At 35.4% G+C, this 19,217-nt stretch carries 19 protein-coding genes; 4 read left to right on the top strand and 15 right to left on the bottom strand.

What is annotated here, in order from left to right; translation table 11 throughout:
* Positions 1-61: 61 nt before the first annotated feature.
* From IGL98_RS04060 to IGL98_RS04035, 6 genes are all read right to left on the bottom strand, one after another.
* Positions 62-826 (bottom strand): tyrosine-protein phosphatase, encoded by a 765-nt coding sequence (locus IGL98_RS04060; RefSeq protein WP_206842747.1) that lies wholly within the window; start codon positions 824-826, stop codon positions 62-64.
* A gap of 26 nt (positions 827-852) precedes the next feature.
* Positions 853-1,554 (bottom strand): CpsD/CapB family tyrosine-protein kinase, encoded by a 702-nt coding sequence (locus IGL98_RS04055; RefSeq protein WP_206842744.1) that lies wholly within the window; start codon positions 1,552-1,554, stop codon positions 853-855.
* A gap of 11 nt (positions 1,555-1,565) precedes the next feature.
* Positions 1,566-2,399, bottom strand: a complete 834-nt coding sequence (locus IGL98_RS04050; RefSeq protein ID WP_206842743.1) for a YveK family protein — start codon at positions 2,397-2,399, stop codon at positions 1,566-1,568.
* Between the two features lie 156 nt (positions 2,400-2,555).
* Positions 2,556-3,371, bottom strand: coding sequence for a hypothetical protein (locus tag IGL98_RS04045; RefSeq protein WP_206842741.1), 816 nt, complete (start codon positions 3,369-3,371; stop codon positions 2,556-2,558).
* Between the two features lie 94 nt (positions 3,372-3,465).
* The gene (gene dapF / locus IGL98_RS04040; protein ID WP_206842740.1) at positions 3,466-4,440 is read right to left on the bottom strand and encodes a diaminopimelate epimerase; all 975 of its coding nucleotides are present in this window, start codon (positions 4,438-4,440) and stop codon (positions 3,466-3,468) included.
* A gap of 130 nt (positions 4,441-4,570) precedes the next feature.
* Entirely contained in the window at positions 4,571-5,179 is a 609-nt protein-coding gene (locus IGL98_RS04035; protein WP_206842738.1) for a superoxide dismutase, read from the bottom strand.
* Between the two features lie 168 nt (positions 5,180-5,347).
* Here IGL98_RS04035 and IGL98_RS04030 point away from each other — a divergent pair, with 168 nt between their 5' ends.
* The 3 genes from IGL98_RS04030 to IGL98_RS04020 all read left to right on the top strand — a co-directional run bounded on the left by IGL98_RS04030 (position 5,348) and on the right by IGL98_RS04020 (position 8,457).
* Positions 5,348-6,160 carry a DUF1189 domain-containing protein gene (locus IGL98_RS04030; RefSeq protein ID WP_206842737.1) on the top strand — a complete coding sequence of 271 codons (813 nt, stop codon included), beginning with the start codon at positions 5,348-5,350 and terminating at the stop codon, positions 6,158-6,160.
* A 142-nt stretch (positions 6,161-6,302) separates the two neighbouring features.
* Positions 6,303-7,394, top strand: coding sequence for a flavodoxin-dependent (E)-4-hydroxy-3-methylbut-2-enyl-diphosphate synthase (gene ispG / locus IGL98_RS04025; RefSeq protein WP_206842736.1), 1,092 nt, complete (start codon positions 6,303-6,305; stop codon positions 7,392-7,394).
* Positions 7,395-7,494: 100 nt separating this feature from the next.
* The gene (locus IGL98_RS04020; protein WP_206911754.1) at positions 7,495-8,457 is read left to right on the top strand and encodes a phosphoglycerate dehydrogenase; all 963 of its coding nucleotides are present in this window, start codon (positions 7,495-7,497) and stop codon (positions 8,455-8,457) included.
* A 54-nt stretch (positions 8,458-8,511) separates the two neighbouring features.
* On the opposite strand, the gene IGL98_RS04015 is transcribed toward IGL98_RS04020, so the two are convergent.
* A complete protein-coding gene (locus IGL98_RS04015) occupies positions 8,512-9,450 on the bottom strand; it encodes a glycosyltransferase family 2 protein (protein ID WP_206842734.1) in 939 nt (312 codons plus the stop codon).
* Positions 9,451-9,863: 413 nt separating this feature from the next.
* Here IGL98_RS04015 and IGL98_RS04010 point away from each other — a divergent pair, with 413 nt between their 5' ends.
* Positions 9,864-11,351 carry a helix-turn-helix domain-containing protein gene (locus IGL98_RS04010; protein WP_206842733.1) on the top strand — a complete coding sequence of 496 codons (1,488 nt, stop codon included), beginning with the start codon at positions 9,864-9,866 and terminating at the stop codon, positions 11,349-11,351.
* 113 nt (positions 11,352-11,464) lie between these two features.
* On the opposite strand, the gene IGL98_RS04005 is transcribed toward IGL98_RS04010, so the two are convergent.
* The 8 genes from IGL98_RS04005 to nox all read right to left on the bottom strand — a co-directional run bounded on the left by IGL98_RS04005 (position 11,465) and on the right by nox (position 19,106).
* Positions 11,465-11,776, bottom strand: a complete 312-nt coding sequence (locus IGL98_RS04005) for a HesB/YadR/YfhF family protein (RefSeq protein WP_206842732.1) — start codon at positions 11,774-11,776, stop codon at positions 11,465-11,467.
* Positions 11,777-11,955: 179 nt separating this feature from the next.
* Entirely contained in the window at positions 11,956-12,621 is a 666-nt protein-coding gene (locus IGL98_RS04000) for a potassium channel family protein (protein ID WP_206842731.1), read from the bottom strand.
* Positions 12,622-12,788: 167 nt separating this feature from the next.
* Positions 12,789-13,421: a response regulator gene (locus IGL98_RS03995; protein ID WP_206842730.1), complete on the bottom strand. Its 633-nt coding sequence runs from the start codon at positions 13,419-13,421 to the stop codon at positions 12,789-12,791.
* On the bottom strand, positions 13,396-14,499 hold the full coding sequence (locus IGL98_RS03990; protein ID WP_069645633.1) for a sensor histidine kinase: 1,104 nt from the start codon (positions 14,497-14,499) through the stop codon (positions 13,396-13,398). Before IGL98_RS03990 ends, IGL98_RS03995 begins: the two co-directional genes overlap by 26 nt.
* Positions 14,496-15,227: a cell wall-active antibiotics response protein LiaF gene (gene liaF, locus IGL98_RS03985; RefSeq protein ID WP_069645634.1), complete on the bottom strand. Its 732-nt coding sequence runs from the start codon at positions 15,225-15,227 to the stop codon at positions 14,496-14,498. The genes IGL98_RS03990 and liaF overlap by 4 nt, the downstream gene beginning before the upstream one ends.
* A 198-nt stretch (positions 15,228-15,425) precedes the next feature.
* Positions 15,426-15,899, bottom strand: coding sequence for a transcription elongation factor GreA (greA, locus tag IGL98_RS03980; RefSeq protein WP_069645635.1), 474 nt, complete (start codon positions 15,897-15,899; stop codon positions 15,426-15,428).
* Positions 15,900-16,160: 261 nt separating this feature from the next.
* Positions 16,161-17,330 carry an endolytic transglycosylase MltG gene (gene mltG, locus IGL98_RS03975; protein WP_422851613.1) on the bottom strand — a complete coding sequence of 390 codons (1,170 nt, stop codon included), beginning with the start codon at positions 17,328-17,330 and terminating at the stop codon, positions 16,161-16,163.
* 438 nt (positions 17,331-17,768) lie between these two features.
* Positions 17,769-19,106, bottom strand: coding sequence for a H2O-forming NADH oxidase (gene nox, locus IGL98_RS03970; RefSeq protein ID WP_206911753.1), 1,338 nt, complete (start codon positions 19,104-19,106; stop codon positions 17,769-17,771).
* Positions 19,107-19,217: the final 111 nt, after the last annotated feature.

Below are 19,217 nucleotides of genomic sequence, written 5' to 3'. Positions count from 1 at the left end.
TTATGTTCAATGAAATAATTACTATGTAACCGCACATACCAACAACTGTGTAGCTACTTTTTTAAAACAAACCAAATCTTTTCATTTTGATTTCCTTAAATTCTGGTCTTTGTACATCATCCCCATTTAAAATATCTCTAGCCATTTGCTGCATTGCTTTGACATGTTCAACACCCAGATCTTTTGCAATCGCGTCATAGGCTTGTTTCATAAAAAAACCACGTTTGTTAATATTATGTGCATCAGAAGCCATCATATAGACCATATTATGAGCAACCATCTGTTTTGCGGTTCGTTCGATTTGTTTTCCAAAAATACCAATATAACTTGGAGCCGTCAGTTGGGTCAATACTCCCATCTCTAAAAACGGCAACAGTCGGTTGGGATCTTGAATAAATTTGCTATTTCTTTCTGGATGAACAATTACTGGCGTATGACCTACTTTTAACAATTCAAAAAATAAATGTTCCGTATATGCAGGAATATCGTTAGTAGGAAATTCAATTAAAATATAACGATTATTAAGGTCTGTAAATAAAATATCACCTGTTTGGATTTGCTCCACTAAATCCCCACCAACCCTAACCTCTTGTCCTTCAAACAAAACAAGGGGAATACTTCTAATATCCAATTCTTTTTGCAAAGCTGCTACATGAGTAATTACCTGCCCAGCAGGATTATCATATTTACCATTGTTATGATGAGGTGTACAAAGAATATGGGTAATCCCTTGTTTAACGGCCATTCTAGCCATATCAAGTGAGTCATCAATTGTTTGCGCCCCATCATCAATCCCTGGTAATATATGGCAATGTAAATCAATCATCGGTTTGTTTCCTTCCCGCCTGTTATTTACGAGCCGTAGTAATAACCTTGATCTGCTATATTCTTGGATCCGTTGTATACAACACCGAGAATATTCGCGTCTACCAACTCTAACAAACTTTTAGCTTTCAATAACGAATCTCTTTTTGAAACATTCTCACGGACAACTAAAATCGTTCCATCTGATTTTGAAGATACAATTTGTGCATCGGTCACAGCTACAACTGGTGGCAGATCAAAGATTACTAAATCGTACTGTTGTTTTAATTCCACCATTAACTCTTTCATACGTCTAGAATCCAGTAACTCTGAAGGATTTGGTGGTTTAGGACCACTTGTCATCAAAAATAAATTATCGACACCCGATGATTGAACAACTTGATGTAACACTGTTTCACGACTGCCTAACAACGTACTTAAACCACGGACATTATCTAACGAAAATGTTTTTGCTACTGTAGGTTTACGCATATCTGCATCTACCAACAATACACGTTTGCCTGAATTAGCAAATAAAATGGCTAAATTTGCAGACGTAGTGGATTTTCCTTCACTTGGACCTGAGGACGTAATCACTAATGTTTTTAGATCTCTATCGACCATAGCATATTGTATATTCGTGCGAATTGTTCGATATTGTTCTGAAATCGGTGAAGATTTATCGGCTAAAGTAATTAAACTTACGGCTTTCGTTTTCTGTTTTTTTTGAGGTCTTATTTTATTTGTCATTCTATACTCCTTTAAACTCGTGGCCGACTTCTGCGTACTGGTGCAGAATTATTTGGTTTATCATTCTCTTTTGGCATTGCTCTTGGTATATCTTTATTAGGATTTCGTGGCTCAACTGAAGGCATTATCAAATTGGAAGGCGTACGAATTGCTTTCGCACTAAGTTCCTTTGCAGTCATATTAGGAACAACACCTAATATCGTAAAGCCTAGCTCATCTTCAACGAAACCATCATCTTTGATTGTTTTATCGAATAACTCTAAAATAAAGGCCACAGCTATTCCAAACACAATACCTAAAGCTAGACCAATGATCAAGTTGATTTTATTATTTGGCGAGACGGGTTTCACATTTGCAGTCGCTGCAGATATAATCGTAATTTTATCGACATTCACCATATCTTTCGCTTGCTCCTGAAAAACTAAAGCAGTCTGATTGGCTATATTTTGGGCTACGATTGGATCAGTTACTTTAGAAACGATAGAAAACATTTGTGAGTTTTGTGATTGATTTACTGAAATGCTTGCGCCTAATGCTTCAACAGATAAATCATTTTGATGCTCCGTTTTCATTCTTTGCTGTACTTCTGTCATTACAGTATCACTTTTGATCAAATCTTTATACGTGTTGATCATTTGTAGATTTCCATTGATGTCATTGACATTCGTTGTTTCATTTTGTGGTAATCGAACGATTAATTGTGCCTGAGAACTGTATTTAGGGGTAATCACAAAATAAGTCAATATTCCAGCAACGCCTAATCCTAAAAACATACTGACGATGATTAAACCAATACGTTTCTTTAATACTCCCAATAATTCTTGTAAACTGATTGTCTCTTCCATTTTTTCCTCCAATTAATTCCATTACAAATAATTATAAATTCTAGCTGATTCAAGTACAAGGTTATTTGCAAAGAATGCACTATCAATTATTTAAACAATTGTTTAAATAATTGATAGCTTACATTTTCTCATTCTAAAAACACTTTACTTCCTCAGTTATTCACTTGATAGCGCTTCTTCTTGTCCACTTGCTAAATCCCCTATTTCTTGCTTTTCTAGCTTCTTATCAATTATATCCAACTTATCAAATAAGTCTTTTTTCAATGCTTCATTTTTAATCTGAGGTAGCTGATTAAAAATAAGAATGATGTTTTCAATCGTTGCATCACTCGTTAATCCACCATCTTGTTCCATTATATCAATCGATTGTTTTATATCCTTATATTGTTTAACCTGTGTATCCATCTCATCTAAAAAAGTGGTGATGGCTGTGCTCCACTGAGTTTCAGTTTTAGAAATGTTATTACGGATCTTTGAAATTTTTTCCGCGGTTGCACTTTCCTTTATAACAATCTCTCCATTACCAGCTGTCCAATCAGTTGGTGCTTGAACAAGTAATTCAGTCACTTGATTTTGAATATCTCTTTTATTTTTGATATCTTCCATTTTAACCATTAATTCTTTTTTCCCTTGCGTTACTTCGGAAGTATTTGCAGAAAAATCTTTGCTTTCTATACCAAAATCAACTGCTTCGGTCTTCAAAGTGATGATGCTTCTTTCAACACCCCTTAATTCTTCTTTTTCTATTGGCTCTGCTAGAAATTCTTCCTGATCGTTTTGATAAAATTGACTGATTTTTTTATTCAGCCGTTTGACTCTTGCAGCTTCATCTTTTATCGTTGATTTTGCATGCTCAACTTTTCGTAGCTGTTCCTGATTAGTATTTGATCTAATTCCTAAAAAACAAATACAAATTGAAACGAGGATAACCATTATGTAAATACCTTTAACAACCCAATTACTTTTTACCACTATTACACTCCTCTTAAAGATACCTTTCTATTAAATAACCAGCTTTTTCATTATGATATTCTAGGCATACCAACCCTGAATATCTGCTGTTCATTTATTTTATAGATTCTAAAAATCCTATATAATCTGCTTGTTCAGCTGTTTCTTTAATCATAGCTTTTTCAAAGTGACCTTCTGTGAAATCTATTAAAGCTCCAGATATTAGATGGGTAACTGTTGCATTCCCAATCAGTTCCATCCAATAGCCATCTGAATCTGCCTCATGTACCACCGTTTTTACCATACCACCCGTATTTTTGACAGCAATCGTTTCATTAAACTCTCCCTCATGCAATAATACATACATTAAGCTGCTTGCACACATCGCAGTTCCACAAGCACTTGTAAAGCCAACTCCACGTTCGAAAGTTCGCACAAACAATTCGTTATTTCCTAATATTTCCACAAAACTCACATTGACACCATCAGGAAAAATCGGATTGTCTCCATTTGCATAGGTCGCAATTCGTTCAAACTCTTTTCCCATAAGTGTTTGATGATCAACAAAGGTAATCAAATGGGGATTAGGAACAGCTACGACTGAAAATCTCAAATCACTTGATAATTCTGGAATCACTTCATCGATTATCGTATTATTTGTAGTATGCATCGGGATCGCTTCAGCCTCGAAGCGAACTGGTGAAATCTCCACTTGATAGGTCGCCACTTGTTTAGCTAAATTGGGTGCTTGCCTCACTTTGAGATCTGCAAACATGGTTTCTATAGTGAAAGATTCTTTGTCATATTTTTCAGCTAAATATCTAGCGACTGTGCGTAATCCATTACCGCACATGCTGGCTTCGCTACCATCACTATTGATTACACGCATCTTAGCTAATGATTCTCCTTTAGCTACCTTTTCTACAAGCAACAGGCCATCTGCTCCATTGAGTAAACCATTATCTCTATCACACAAATAGGTGCGTAAAGCATCGATTTCTTCATCTGTAAAGGCACGTTCCAATTGTGTTTCATCTATTAAAAAGAACTCATTTTCTGATCCGTGAACTTTTTGCATCGTTATATTCATTATAAAACTCCTTTACACAATGCTCTCCATTTTTTTTATTCTTAACTATAAGTATGCCACAAACAAAAGGAGGAAAACAGTGTAATTTACTGTTTTCCTCAAAAAGTTTCTAAAAATTCTATTTTTCAGATTATTTGGTTGCTGCGAAGCGTTTGTTAACTTCATCCCAGTTTACAAGATTCCAGAATGCGTCAATATAGTCTGGACGTACATTTTTATAGTTTAGATAATACGCATGTTCCCAAACGTCTAAGCCTAAAACTGGTGTTTTACCATCCATTAAAGGTGAATCTTGGTTAGGTGTTGAAGTAATTTCTAATTTACCGTTATTTGAAACTAACCACGCCCAACCTGAACCAAATCGCCCAGTTGCGGCTGTTTTAAATTCTTCTTTTAATTTATCGAAACTACCAAAAGCTGCATCGATAGCGTCTTTGATATCACCTGTTGGTGCGCCGCCAGCATTAGGAGCCATGATTTCCCAGAAGAATGAGTGATTCGCATGTCCGCCACCGTTATTACGTACAGCAGTACGAATATCTTCAGGAATACTATCCATGTCAGAAATCAACTCTTCTACTGATTTAGTCCCAAGTTCAGGATGTTTTTCGATTGCTGCATTTAAATTCGTCACATAAGTGTTGTGATGTTTGTCGTGGTGTAGATGCATTGTTTCTACATCAATATAAGGTTCTAATGCATCATAAGCATAAGGTAGATCTGGTACAGTGTAAGTCATAATAAAATCCCTCCATTAATTAAGTATAACGTTTCATACATTCATAGCATAACAGATTTTATGGCAACCTTCAAAGTAATTGCTTACAAAGTTCGGGCTAAACTTGTTTTTCCCTGTTAACTCCTTTAAAATGACGAGTGTACTCAATTTCAAGTCAGGAGAGAATTTATGAACTCATTTACACTTTTTAAACACTCATTATTTCAGTTAACTGATCTCCATCAGGCTAAAAAAATGCCGTTTTGGAAAGTCATTTTATATGTTGTTTTTCTAAGTATCATTCTTGCCCTTCCAATAACAAAACAAATCTTTTCTATAATGCAAGATATCAAAAGTGATGGACAAGAAATTGCCGCAAAATTACCAGATTTTAACATCACCGACGGAAAACTAAAAACAGCAAGCGGAGCTGAAGGATTTATTTATCAAACAAACTCGATCATTTTCACTTTTGATCCTGATGGAAAACGATCACTTAACGATGTCACGGCTGATTCAGTCGGTAATGCTGTTGGTTTAGGCTTTTTACAAGATGAATTTGTGGTGTCTTTACCTAATTCAAGTGCCGCAGACTCTTTGCTAGGTACCAGCCAATTTGAAGTTCCTTATGCTAAAGGGACCTTAGATGGTTTAAACAGTACAGATTTAAAAGAGGCCTTGGATGAAGCCAGTGTTCCTTTTTGGATAAAACTAATTGTATTTGTCGTTACTTTATACCCAACTTTCATCAACTTGGTTATCAATTTACTTATGATCGCAATCGGTGCAAATCTATACAGTAAGATTCGTTTGTACAAGCTACGATTTTTAGATTGCTTAAAAATCTCAACCTATTGCGCAACATTCCCTGTAATTGTCAGCAGTATTATTCATTTTATTAATCGATCTTTTGATGATAGTTTTTTGATTGTTTTCGTTTCTTTATTGATCTTTTTCTTTGCGACACGTACTGAAGAGCGGCAAGAACCACCTTTAGCTTAATGTAAAATCAGAATCACTGGATCTAGGTTTAATCTTTTATTACATTCTCAGGTGTATGATTATGTGATAAGATAAACCATGAATTATACTTGTTGAAATCTAATCAGCAAAATAATAGTGTAGCAATAAGGAGAGAATCATTATGGGAGAATTGACCCATCGTAAAAATACACGTCAAGTTAAGGTCGGCGACTTAACCATTGGCGGAAGTGATGAATTATTCATTCAAAGTATGTGCACAACAAAAACACATGATATTGAAGGCACTGTAGCACAAATCAAGCGTTTGGAAGATGCTGGCTGTCAAATCGTTCGAGTAGCTGTTCCAGATGATGCAGCGGCTGAAGCCTTAGGTGCTATCAAAAGTCAAATTTCAATTCCTTTGGTTGCTGATATTCATTTCGACTATCGCTTAGCATTAAAAGCAATCGAACAAGGTGTTGATAAGATCCGAATCAATCCTGGAAATATCGGACGTAAAGACCGTGTAGAAAAAGTTGTTACTGCATGTAAATCTAAAGGAATACCAATAAGAATCGGTGTTAATGCCGGTTCTCTAGAAAAAAAATTCTTGCAGAAATATGGTTATCCTACGGCTGAAGCTATGGTTGCCAGTGCTGTTGAACATATTAAAATACTTGAAGAGTTAGAATTTTACGATATTATCGTTTCATTAAAAGCTAGTGATGTTAACTTAGCCATTGAAGCCTATACTTTAGCTGCACAAACGTTTGATTATCCTCTACATTTAGGGATCACTGAAGCTGGGACCAAATTTTCTGGCGGAATGAAGTCTGCCGCAGGACTTGGTGCATTACTGTCTCGAGGTATTGGAAATACTTGTCGTGTTTCATTATCCGCTGATCCTGTAGAAGAAATCAAAGTGGCTAAAGAAGTCTTAAAAGCTTTTGGTTTAGCAAGTAATGCTGCTACGTTAATTTCTTGTCCAACTTGTGGACGGATTGAAATTGATTTGATTCCTATCGCTAATGAAATCGAAGAATATATTGAAAAAATCAAGGCTCCCATCAAAGTTGCTGTTCTAGGCTGCGCCGTTAATGGCCCTGGTGAAGCACGTGAAGCTGACATTGGGATTGCCGGTGGAAATGGTAAGGGGATGCTTTTCAAAAAAGGAAAAATCATTCGTACCGTTCCAGAAGAAATCATGGTTGATGAGTTGAAAAAAGAAGTTGATAGTCTTGCCGCAGCATATGCTCGTGGAGAAAAAATATAATATAGCTGATTCTCAAAAAAAGATTGAAACTAGCAATAGTTCAATCTTTTTTAGTTTGAGAAGCTTTTTTGTTACAATGGACTAGCGAGGGGGAATCGACATGGGACAACCAATAATTTATCTTTATGAACAGATGAGAGAAGAACAAGTTGAGACAATCAGACAAAGCGCTCCTGATTACATTGTTATTGATGCTACCAGAGAATCACCACAAATAATTGAGGACGATATTGAGGTCATGTTAGGCTGGGATAAAGATTTAGGACAGCGTTTATTAAATTCTGAAACGAGCCATCTAAAATGGGTCCAATCTATTTCTGCTGGTGTGGATACCTATGATTTAGACCATTTTTCTAAAAAAGGCATTTTGCTGTCTAACGCTAGTGGTATTCATAGTATTTCAATTTCAGAACATGTTTTAGGTGTTTTATTAGCTGAGTTTAGAGGCATTCGTACCAGTATCATTAATCAAGCAAAAAAAGAATGGACGAGAGAAAATATTTCCTATCAGCAACTGTCTATGCAAAAAATGCTGATTGTCGGCACCGGACACATCGGCCAACAACTTGCTAGCTTTGCACAAGGATTAGGGATTCAAACATATGGAGTAAATACTTCTGGTCATGTAACAAATGGCTTTATCGAGTGTTATTCTCATAAAAATATGAGCCGTATCGTGAAGGAGATGGATATTGTTGTAAATATTCTCCCTCTGACAGATGATACGTATCAAATGTATAACGAACGAATGTTTCTTGCCATGAAGCCTGGTACTGTCTTTGTGAATGTCGGGCGCGGTCCTTCTGTTAACACAAATGATTTGATCCATGCATTAAATACTGGCCAGTTAAGCTTTGCCGCTTTAGATGTTTTTGAAGAGGAACCTTTACCTTATGACAGTCCATTATGGGAAATGAAGAATGTTCTGATCACTCCTCATATATCTGGTTTAACACCTGGTTTCAAGACTAAGCTTTTGACGATTTTCACACAAAACCTTAGACAGTTTCTAAAAGATGGTACGTTAGCGAAAAATGAAATTGCCCTACACCAAGGTTATTGACCCAAATGAAAAATACTGACCCGAATCACTATAAAAGATTCGAGTCAGTATTTTTTATTGTTGTTGATCTTTTTCTGTTTCCTTCACGAGATAAATTGGGCGTTTCTTTGTCTCTAAGAAAATTTTACCGATATATTTTCCAATGATTCCAAGACAAAGTAATTGCAGTCCACCGACAAATAAAATAATACATACCATTGAAGGCCAACCACTAGTAGGATCTCCTTTGATGATTGTTCTAAAGAAAATAACAAACATCGCCATGACTGATCCCACACATGAGAAGGCTCCAACATAAGAAGCCAAATTCAACGGTGCTTCTGAAAAATTGACAATCCCATCAATTGAATAACTTAATAAACTCCAAAAAGACCATGACGTAGCGCCCGCTACACGTTCGCGATTTTCATAAGAAAGATACTCCGTGTTAAAACCCACCCAACTAAAGATACCTTTTGAAAAACGATTATACTCAGTCAATTCTAAAATAGCATCTACCATTTGACGTGTCATTAAACGAAAATCTCTAGCACCATCGACCATTTCTGTTTCACCGATTTTGTTGACTAATCGATAAAATATTCTGGCAAAGAAACTGCGGATTACGGGTTCGCCTTCACGATCACCTCGTCTTGTACCGATACAATCCAATTCTTTATTTGTCTCTAGCATTTGAATCATTTCAGGCAACAGTTCAGGCGGATCTTGTAAATCCACATCCATCACTGTAATCAAGCTGCCTTTAGCTTCTTTAAGTCCCGCATAGAGCCCTGCTTCTTTCCCAAAATTTCTAGAAAAAGAAAGATAGCGAACCTTTTCAGGATGCTCTTTATATAATTTTCTCAGTGCATTTAGGGTTTGATCTTTTGATCCATCATTAATAAATATGTATTCTATGTTATGTTGAATTTGTGAACTTATCTTCTCCACTTCTTCAAAAAACAAGGGAATTGATTCCTCTTCATTGTAACAAGGAACAATAATTGATAGCATGACATTTCCTCCAAAAAGTATTCTTCTATGATTATAGCATACATCTACAACAGAATAATAATAAAATTATAAATAGTTTTGATCACTTTTTTCAACAACTGACTCAAAGAAAAAGACAAGAGCTAAAAATAAATCACCCCAATATAAATAACACATATTTTTTAATTAAATAAAAAATATGATTACTTAATCCATAATAAATACAGCGATTACAAATAAAAAATAGAGTATAAAACTAATTCAAAATAATTGCACTATGTTTTTTTTATCTTTAATTTCTAATTGAAATCCAGCAGATAAATGGTTATTATAGATAGAGTAAATGATTTTTATCTATAATATATTATTTTTTGTGAAATTAATAACTTTTATTATCAGAAAAATCATAATTAATTACCAAAGGGAGACTAAATATGCTAGAAGACATTTTATTAGATGATGTTGCCCAACGTAAAATCAGCGTCTTTAATCACTTATTGACCACAGCTGACGGTACATACAGTGTTCATTACTTTGAACAATTCACAGACTTTTCTTACGCTCGCTTGAACTCATTGTTTTCAGAAATACATGCAGATCTCATGGAAAAACAAGGTTTTGAGTTATTAACGGATCAAGGGAAGGTACATATAGATTCATCAAAGCTACGTGATATTCCATATTCTCAATTTTTATTTCGTAAGAGTTTACCTTATAAATTTTTACTTGCAACCATTTTAGAAAAAGAATACACAATCGAAAATTTTTGTAGGGATCACTTTATTAGCCGGGCATCGATCATCCGAAGGCTTCAACCAATGATTAATTATTTAAAGGATTTTGATATCCAGTTAAACTGTACAAAACTTCGGATCACTGGAAAAGAAAACTTAATTCGGATCGTTTATTTAAACTTCTTTTGGATTGCATCTTATGGCGAAGATCTTTTTTTAGCTTTAGATGAAACAAAAAGAGGCTTCGATTTATTCGATCCCGAAGACCATCAATGGATGACGTATATAGAGCCCAGAGAATGGTATTTATTGACGACGATTTCTCAATTGCGGATCAAAAAGAAGCATTTCATTATTGAACCACCATTCAAACAACTAACTTTTCCTAAAACAAGTGTTTCCTTTGTTAAAAAATTAGAAAAATCGAAGGTTCCTCAGCATTTTATTGAAAGAGAATCTACATTTCTTTCATTTATGATGTTTTACTGGAATATTTATTTTTATTCAGATGATCCTAGAATCCATTTTGTAAAAGAATATATGGAAAGTGATCAGCAACCTTTAGGTAATTTAATTGAGCGTTTTGAGGCTTTTTATCAACCTTTATTTTCAGAAAAAAAACTTTCAGATGATGAAAAAGAGGTGCTAAATACGAATATTTTCACTACCTGTCTAAATCATTTTGTAATAAAAGATTCATTACCAATCGCTATTAATTTTATGGAATCCTGTATGAAAGAACAAAACCCCTTATATGAACCTCTTTCCAGAAAAGTCAGAACGTTCTTAGAAGAGATTATTTCAGAGCCAGAATTCGCTTGGATCAAAAATTGTTTAGAAGATTTAGTTTATATTTGTTCCTTTTTACTGCTTCCTTTTTACGAACGCAGCAATAAAAAATATCAATTAAATGTTGGCATTATTTTGTCACCTAATGCCATTTTTCTGCAATCTCTATTTGATTTTTTAGAACAAATTTCATTTATCTCTGTCTCATTTGTTTCTTCAACATCTGAGGATGACTATGATTTTTACATAGCGGCATCAAAACTTTTATTACCAGATAAAATCAAAATGACTGGTAATTTTCAGATAATCCCATTATCGCCCGCACTAGATTATCAAGTGAGTCTCATTGATACTTTACATAAAAAATATACAGAAAAAACTTCTTCTTTAGTTGGTTGATACACCTATTTAGTTTCGGTAAGGCTGTGTATTCATGTTTAAAAAGTGGAGCAAAACCAACAAATAGTTTTGCTCCACTTTTTTATCTCTTCATAGTTTGAAAAATAATCTAACTATTGTTTCAGATCTTCTTTATTTTCAGCAAATTTATATTTGGGCTCGTCTGTTTCTTCATCATAGTCCACAAATAAATCATATCCTTTAAAAAACCAATCATCGGTTTCTTCAATAAAATAAGTAATCCCATCGATCTCTTCTTTGACTAACGGTTGATCTGGAGCTTCAACAGACATTGCGATAGAAAAACCTTCATGAACATCTGTCTTACCATAAATTTTACCATAAAAGCGTATACCATTATCTGAAGTAACACCTACTTCATCTTTGAACCATTGTTGCGCATGTGGCGTAATTGTTAATTTCATCTTTAAGTTCCTCCTAATTTAAAAGCGTAACGGGCTCAGCTCTGACTGAAAAATAGGAAATTATGACTACGGCGCTTTTTGTCTCTTTCATAATTTATCTTTTTTCTGAGAGACTAGTTTACGTATCCACTTGTCATTTTAGCATAGAGTCTGATTTTCAGAGAATAAAGTGCTTGAACTTACTCATTCATCTTTTCATCCAATAAATCAACATCGTCGGTTTCTCCAACAACTAATAAATTGTCGTTTTCTCTGACCATCTCTTCTGCAGCAGGAGATGCAATCACTTGTGATTTTGAGCGACGTATAGCAACTACGGTCAACCCAAAACGCTGGCGAAAGTTCAGATCACCTAAAGTTTTGCCATAAAATTTTGGATTAGAGACACGAACTTCTGCCAATGACACTTCATTTGATAGTTCAATATAATCTAAAATATTTCTAGAAACCAATTTATGTGCCACTCTGATGCCCATATCACGTTCTGGATGGACAACTAAGTCTGCACCAATTTTTTCTAGTACTCTTGCATGATACTCATTTACAGCTTTCGCTAAAACGTTTGGCACACCCATTTCTTTGACCATTAGAGTAACCAAAATACTTGCCTGGATATCCTCACCGATCGCAACAACAACGTGGTCGAAATTACGAATACCTAGAGAGCGCAGTGTCGCTTCATCTTGGGCGTTTGCCACAACAGCATGCGTTGCGATATTCATATATTCATTCACTCGATCTTCATTACTATCAATAGCTAAAACTTCTTGACCAGATTCGATCAAAGTCTGACAGATACTACCGCCAAATCTTCCTAGACCAATAATTGCAAAATTTTGCTTCATGTTTATTTCTCCTACCATTAAATTTAATTTAAGTATAACAAACAGACGGACAATTGAACAGAAACAGAGGCTTTATTTCGTTACTAATTAATATACAAAAAAAGGTGAACAAGACAAACTAATAGCGTTTATCTTATTCACCTTAAATCACCATTTGATTCAACTTGTTATTTTGCTAATCCGTGCTGAAACGCATAAATAGCCGCTTGTGTGCGGTCTTCAACATCTAATTTTGCTAAGATATTTGATACGTGGGTTTTAACCGTTTTAAGCGTAATAAATAACTCATCAGCAATTTCCTGGTTGCTACGTCCTTTGGCGATCAACATCAAAATTTCATGTTCACGATTCGTCAAGTCTTCGTGTAGAACAGGTTCTTGCTTCTTCGTCAAACGTTCCATCATTTTAGTTGTTACTACTGGTTCTAAAACACGTTCTCCTCTAGAAATAGCACGGATAGCATCTGCAATCTCATGAGCCGTAGAGGTCTTCAATAGATAACCCGCAGCGCCAGCTTCAATCGCTGGATAAACTTTTTCATCATCGATAAAACTAGTGACAATAATGATTCGTGCTTGCGGCCAATCTTTTAAAATCGCCTTTGTTGATTCGATTCCATCCATCACATCCATGACTAGGTCCATCAAAATCACATCAGGTCGTAGTTCTAACGCTTTTTCATAACCAACCTGGCCGTTTTCAGCTTCCCCAACTACTTCAATATCCTCTTGAATCGATAAATATGAAGATACGCCTAATCGTACCATTTCATGGTCATCCACTAACATTACTTTGATCACTTGTTATTTCCTCCTTTATTACAGGCACTTTGATCTCAACGCTTGTCCCTTGTCCTTTAAAACTAATGATTTTAACGATACCGCCCATTCCAGCTACACGTTCTCGTATATTCTTTAAGCCGTAACTGCCAGCCTTATTGTCATTTTCGCTCATATCAAATCCCACACCATCATCCACCAAACGCAATAAAACGTTTTTGTCTACTTGATGAAGGTAAACTTCAAGTTCTTTTGCTTTAGCATGACGAAGCGTATTGGACAATAGTTCTTGAACAATTCTAAACAAATGGTCCTCAATACTATTATTCAAATGAACATCTTCAACATCCCAAGTCAATTCGATTTTGATTTTCGTCTGTAACTCTTTTAATAATTGCTCGATCCCTTTACGTAAACTTTTTCCTTCTAAGCTTACTGGACGTAAATGAAGCAATAAAGCACGCATCTCAGATTGAGAAGCATTGATAATATCTGTTACTGTTACTAACTGTTTGCGAAATATCTCTGGTGTTTCACTTCGTTGTGCTTGCTCATTTAGGGCTGATAGCATCATCATTGCGGCAAATAGCTGCTGACTGACAGAATCATGTAACTCCCTAGCGAGCCTGTGACGCTCTTCTTCTAAAATTTCTTCTTTTGTTTCACCGTCCATCAACTGGGGACGACTATTCAATAATTGCAATTCCTTTGACATTTCTAATAATTTCGTTTGGACTTTGGAAATATCTCGGTCAACTTCCCCGATATATTGATCATTACTAGCATGTGCTACATTTTTAGCCAAAGCTGGATTTTCGTAGCTCCCTCTTGCTAATAACCGAAGTTTTTCTTCAATTCTACCATATTGTGCCTTTTGTACAATAGATACGAGTAGAAATGTTGATAATCCCACTAAAAGTGAAATCAAAAGCATATGGAAAATCAAAGGAATGTAAAATACTTTCCTTTGAAGTAATTCCAACATCCAATTTTTTTGCTTGATTGAATGAAAGTATGAAAATAGAGTAAGTAAAACTACAATAAACGTACTACAAGCGGCGTACAAGGAAAGCATCTGTCGAGAAATCTTACCCATCATACACGAATCACCTCAAGATCCCCGACCAACGTATTAGTCATGATTTTTAAGCGGCGGTTATTTGTATCAAAGTCATTGCTGTAGACTCTTAATGATTCGTTTTTCAGATGATATTTCTCTTCTTCAAAGTTAACATTTCCATAAAAAGTAGAATGTTCTAGTGTTACGGCAACGCCTAGCGGAACTAAAATTCTTGTACGGCCAAAACCTTTACGAATAATGATGATGCTGTCATCTTTGGGCAATAAAGTGTTGCCTAAATCAACGATCGTATCACCTGAAAGAACATCTATATTGATGTCATCCCATTCATAAACATTACTACCGATACGTTCATTAGCAAACCATGGACGTTTGAAACGACGTCCGCTTTTTGGTTCAACATTAGTTGTTTCCACCATGATCATTTGTTTCTTTCTCCAAGGTGCACGCTGAGTGATATCAACGCCTGCGATTTCTACACCTTTTAAACCAATAAATAAAACGCCAAAGACTAACATCAACCAAAATGCAGGACTATTCATTACCCCAATCAAAATCAAGATAATACCCAACACTAATTGGAAATTATTAAAATTACTGCGATGAACCTTTTTCAGTGCATAAACAGCACTCAAGATACCCAGTACTAATACTACTGCTAAGCCTGGGTTATGTATAATTTGCCATAAGGCTAATATAAAAAGTAGTGCTTCTACTACGATAAAAAAACGCCATGGGTTATTCATTATAATCCCCCTTCCTATGAAATTAGTATACCTTGATTCCCCTATTAATGTTAGTTGCTAAAGCCCCATTTTACTATAGGACTTTAGCCCTAATTTTTCTACAACTAACAGGAATCAACTCGCTATTAATCAGGTTTAAAGGGCAAGTCAAAACTAATAATAGCTTTGGCCCGCCCTTTGTTCTTATTAACTGTTTTGTTAACCAACCTTTGTGATTCTTACTTGCATATCTCCACCAGGAGTTGCAATAGCGACTTGATCGTTTAATTTTTTACCAATCAATGCTTGTGCAATTGGTGAATCATTTGAAATTTTACCAGAAAAAGGATCAGCTTCTGCGCTACCTACAATAGTATATTCTTCTTCATCACCATCAGGTAATTCAATAAATGACACTGTTTTACCGATTGATACTTCATCAGTATCAACGCCATTATTATCAATAATTTCCGCAAAACGAATCATATTTTCTAAAGTAGTGATCTTTCCTTCTACAAAAGCTTGCTCATCTTTGGCAGACTCATATTCTGAGTTCTCTGATAGATCGCCAAAACTTCTTGCAATTTTTATACGTTCAACGATTTCTTTTCGTTTAACCGTTTTTAGTTCTTCAAGTTCTTGTTCCAATTTTTCTTTGCCTTCAAGTGTCATAGGAAATACTTTTTCTACCATGTTAATTTCTCCTTCTTAACTTACTACAATGTTTTTATTTTATTTTCGTTGAAAAATTCCGCTTTCAATCCAGAAAAGAGTACCACGCTTTAAGCAAATTGTAAATAATATTCACTTAATTTTTATAAATCTGCTAGAATTTTTTCTAATAGATTGCTCTTTCAGTCTCCTTCTTGTACTTGAACGCGCGAATCCTGAGTAAAGCGAAACGAGCCGCCTAAGTTATAGGTTGGCTCGTAATATATTACGCAAACTTAAAAGTTATTCACTTTTTTCAGTTTCTGATTTATTTACATATTGTTCCACATATTCTTGATGTTGTTCATAAGTCTCAGCAAAATAAACATTTCCAGTTGAGATATCAGCAACAAAATAAAGATAATTATTCGCTATTGGATTTAAAACAGCGTTGATTGCTTGCTCACTTGGACTGTCAAATGGTCCAGGACCATAACCAGTATTTTTATAAAGATTATAAGGTGAATCTACTTCTAAATCTTTATACGTAACTAATTCTTTATGTTCACCTAGCGCGTATAAAATAGAAATATCTGATTGTAACGGCATATTAGCCGCAATTCGATTAAAGAAAACTTGTGCAATTTTCTTACGGTCTTCTTCTTTTACGCCTTCTTTTTCAACCAATGAAGCCAGTGTCAACACTTGTTGGATCGTCATGCCTTTAGCATGGACCATTGGGATAAACGGTTCGATTACACTATTGGACTTGGCAATCATTTGATCGACAAAATCTTCTAGTTTTGCATCTTTGTAGTAATCATATGTTGCTGGGAATAAGTACCCTTCAAAGTGGTAACGAACATCTTTTGCTTCAGCTGCACTTGTCAGTAACTCTGGATATTTCACCTTCATCGTATCAAAGAATGCTTGATTTTTCATCAATTCAATAAATTGATCCTTCTTGAAATTAGTATTCTTTTCGATTGCATCACCAATCTTATCAATATCAAAGCCTTCTGGAATCGTTACTTTTCCATCAGCAAGTTGTGTCGGCTCTGCTGTTCCACCTTCTCTTAAAAGTGCGCCAATCTCATCTAGCGTCATGTCTGGGGACATTTGATAATAGCCTGCCTGAAAATCAGTCAGATTCTTAAATTTCGCATAATAATTAAACACCATTCCGCTTTTGATGACTTTGCTGTCTTCTAAAATGTTGGCGATTTTCTTATTCGATGAATCTTCTGGAATGTGTACTTGAACTAATTTACTATCCTTTGGGTCAAGCGGTTGTAATCCTGCATTGACGTACTTATAGAAAGTAAACCCAAAAATGGCTATCACTAATAACAAAACAGATGCTACAATCAGCACGATCCGGCTGACAATACGATCTTCTTTCTTTCTAGTACGTTTGTTAGAATCATCTTCATTAGGGCTCTGAGTGTTCCCAGGATCTAACTGTTCATCCAGCGCCTCTGGTCGTTTTGTGTGATGCTCTGTACTGCGGGAGCCAACTGATTCCAACTCATCTAGTTTTATCGGGTCTTTTTGATTATCTGGTTGAGAACGTTGTGTTCTATTATATTCTGCTTCGTTATGCTGCGATACGTTCTGAGCATTGTGTTCAGAAGAAGCTGAATCATCATTCCCTATTTCTTCTCCCCGCAAAGAACGCAAGACCTGATCTTTGAATGAAGCGTTGGAATGATCTTGATTATTTTGGTTATCTTCTGCCAAAACAAATCCTCCTTACTTTCTATGTATCTTCTTTAACTTTAACCATTATACATGAAAGCTTTTTAAATTTAAACTTTTTTAGAGAAAAGTCACTAACTTGTAAGATTTGATTTCTTTTTAAAATCAAATTAATAGGCTGAGAACTTATGTCCTCAGCCATTAAAACCCTAATTATTCTGCACTAAGTGCGGCCATTGTAATATAGTTATATGGTTGGTTAAAGTGTGGTAAGAAGAAAATATCTAGTAATTTTAGTTTGTCGATCGTTACTTTTTCTTCGATTGCCAATGAGAACATATGGATTCCCATTGAGATATCTTCATAAGAAGCCATCTGTGCTCCAACAATACGGCGTGAGTCTTCTTCGTATACGATTCTGATTTTCACTTTGTTATTTTCTTTCATAAAACCAGGTTTTTGTAAATCTTCAAATTCAGTATATTTTATTTTCAGGCCTAATTTTCCTGCTTCTTGAACAGTCAATCCTGTAGACACCATGTGGTAACCGAAAATTGAAATACCGTTTGAACCTTGAACACCGATCGATTCTAATGGTGTTCCGCCAACGTTATGCGCTGCGACGATTCCTGAACGAACTGCGTTTGTTGCTAACGCGATATACGTTGTTTGTTGCACAGCATTTGAGAAAATCGTTGCGCAATCACCGACTGCATAGACATCAGGGTCACTTGTTTGTTGATGAAGATCAACAAGATAGGCACCATTAGCAAACAATTCTAAGTGGTCTTTTCCTAAACCATTATTGGGTCTGAAACCAATTGCATTGATTACCAAGTCTACGGCGTATTCTCCTTTGTCTGTTACAATCGCTTCAACCTTTTCGGTCCCTTTGTATTCTTTCGCCAATTCATTGTAATGAAGTTCAATGCCATGCTCAGCTAGGACTTTGTCCATATCATCTGTAAACCATTTGTCATAGTAATTCGGCAAACATCTTTCTGCGGCATCAAACAATAGAACGTTTTTGCCACGGCGTTTCGCCGCTTCAGCGATTTCAACACCAATGTAACCTGCCCCAATCACGGCAACTGTTTTGACTTCTGCTTCTGCCATTGCAGCATCAACTGTTTGACCATCTTGGAAAAGTTTTAAGAATTCTACATTTTTCAAGTACCTTCCTGGAATCGTTGGATTGATTGGTGCTGATCCAGTTGCTAAGATCAATTTGTCATAGCTTTCTGTAAATTCTTCGCCGTTATGTTTTTTACAATGAACGATTTTTTGTTTGAAATCGATACTTTCCACTGTAGTTTCCATAAAAATTTTAGCGCCTTTTGCTTCAAAGGCTTCTTTATTCGTATAAAATAAATTCTCATAAGATTCGATTTGGCGTCCTACCCATAGTGCTGTTCCACAGCCTAAATAGCTAAGGTTCGTATTTCGGTCGATCATTACTACTTCTTGATCTGGATAAGTATCCAATAATGTGTTTGCCGCAGCGATTCCTGCGTGATTGGCACCTACGATAACTGTTTTTGTTTTGCTCATAAGACTCTCCTCCATGTGATGTATTGAACTTAATTATAACTGAAGAAAGGGCTTTCTTTTATCAATTTATCAGCATTTCATTAAAAAGTTTGAGAATCTCTCATCTTTTTC

It is taken from the genome of Enterococcus sp. DIV0840 (genome assembly GCF_050527835.1).
In the GTDB taxonomy this organism is placed as follows: domain Bacteria; phylum Bacillota; class Bacilli; order Lactobacillales; family Enterococcaceae; genus Enterococcus_L; species Enterococcus_L ureasiticus.
Note: the sequence above shows the minus strand (reverse complement) of the source record. Positions and strands in the feature narration are given on the sequence as shown.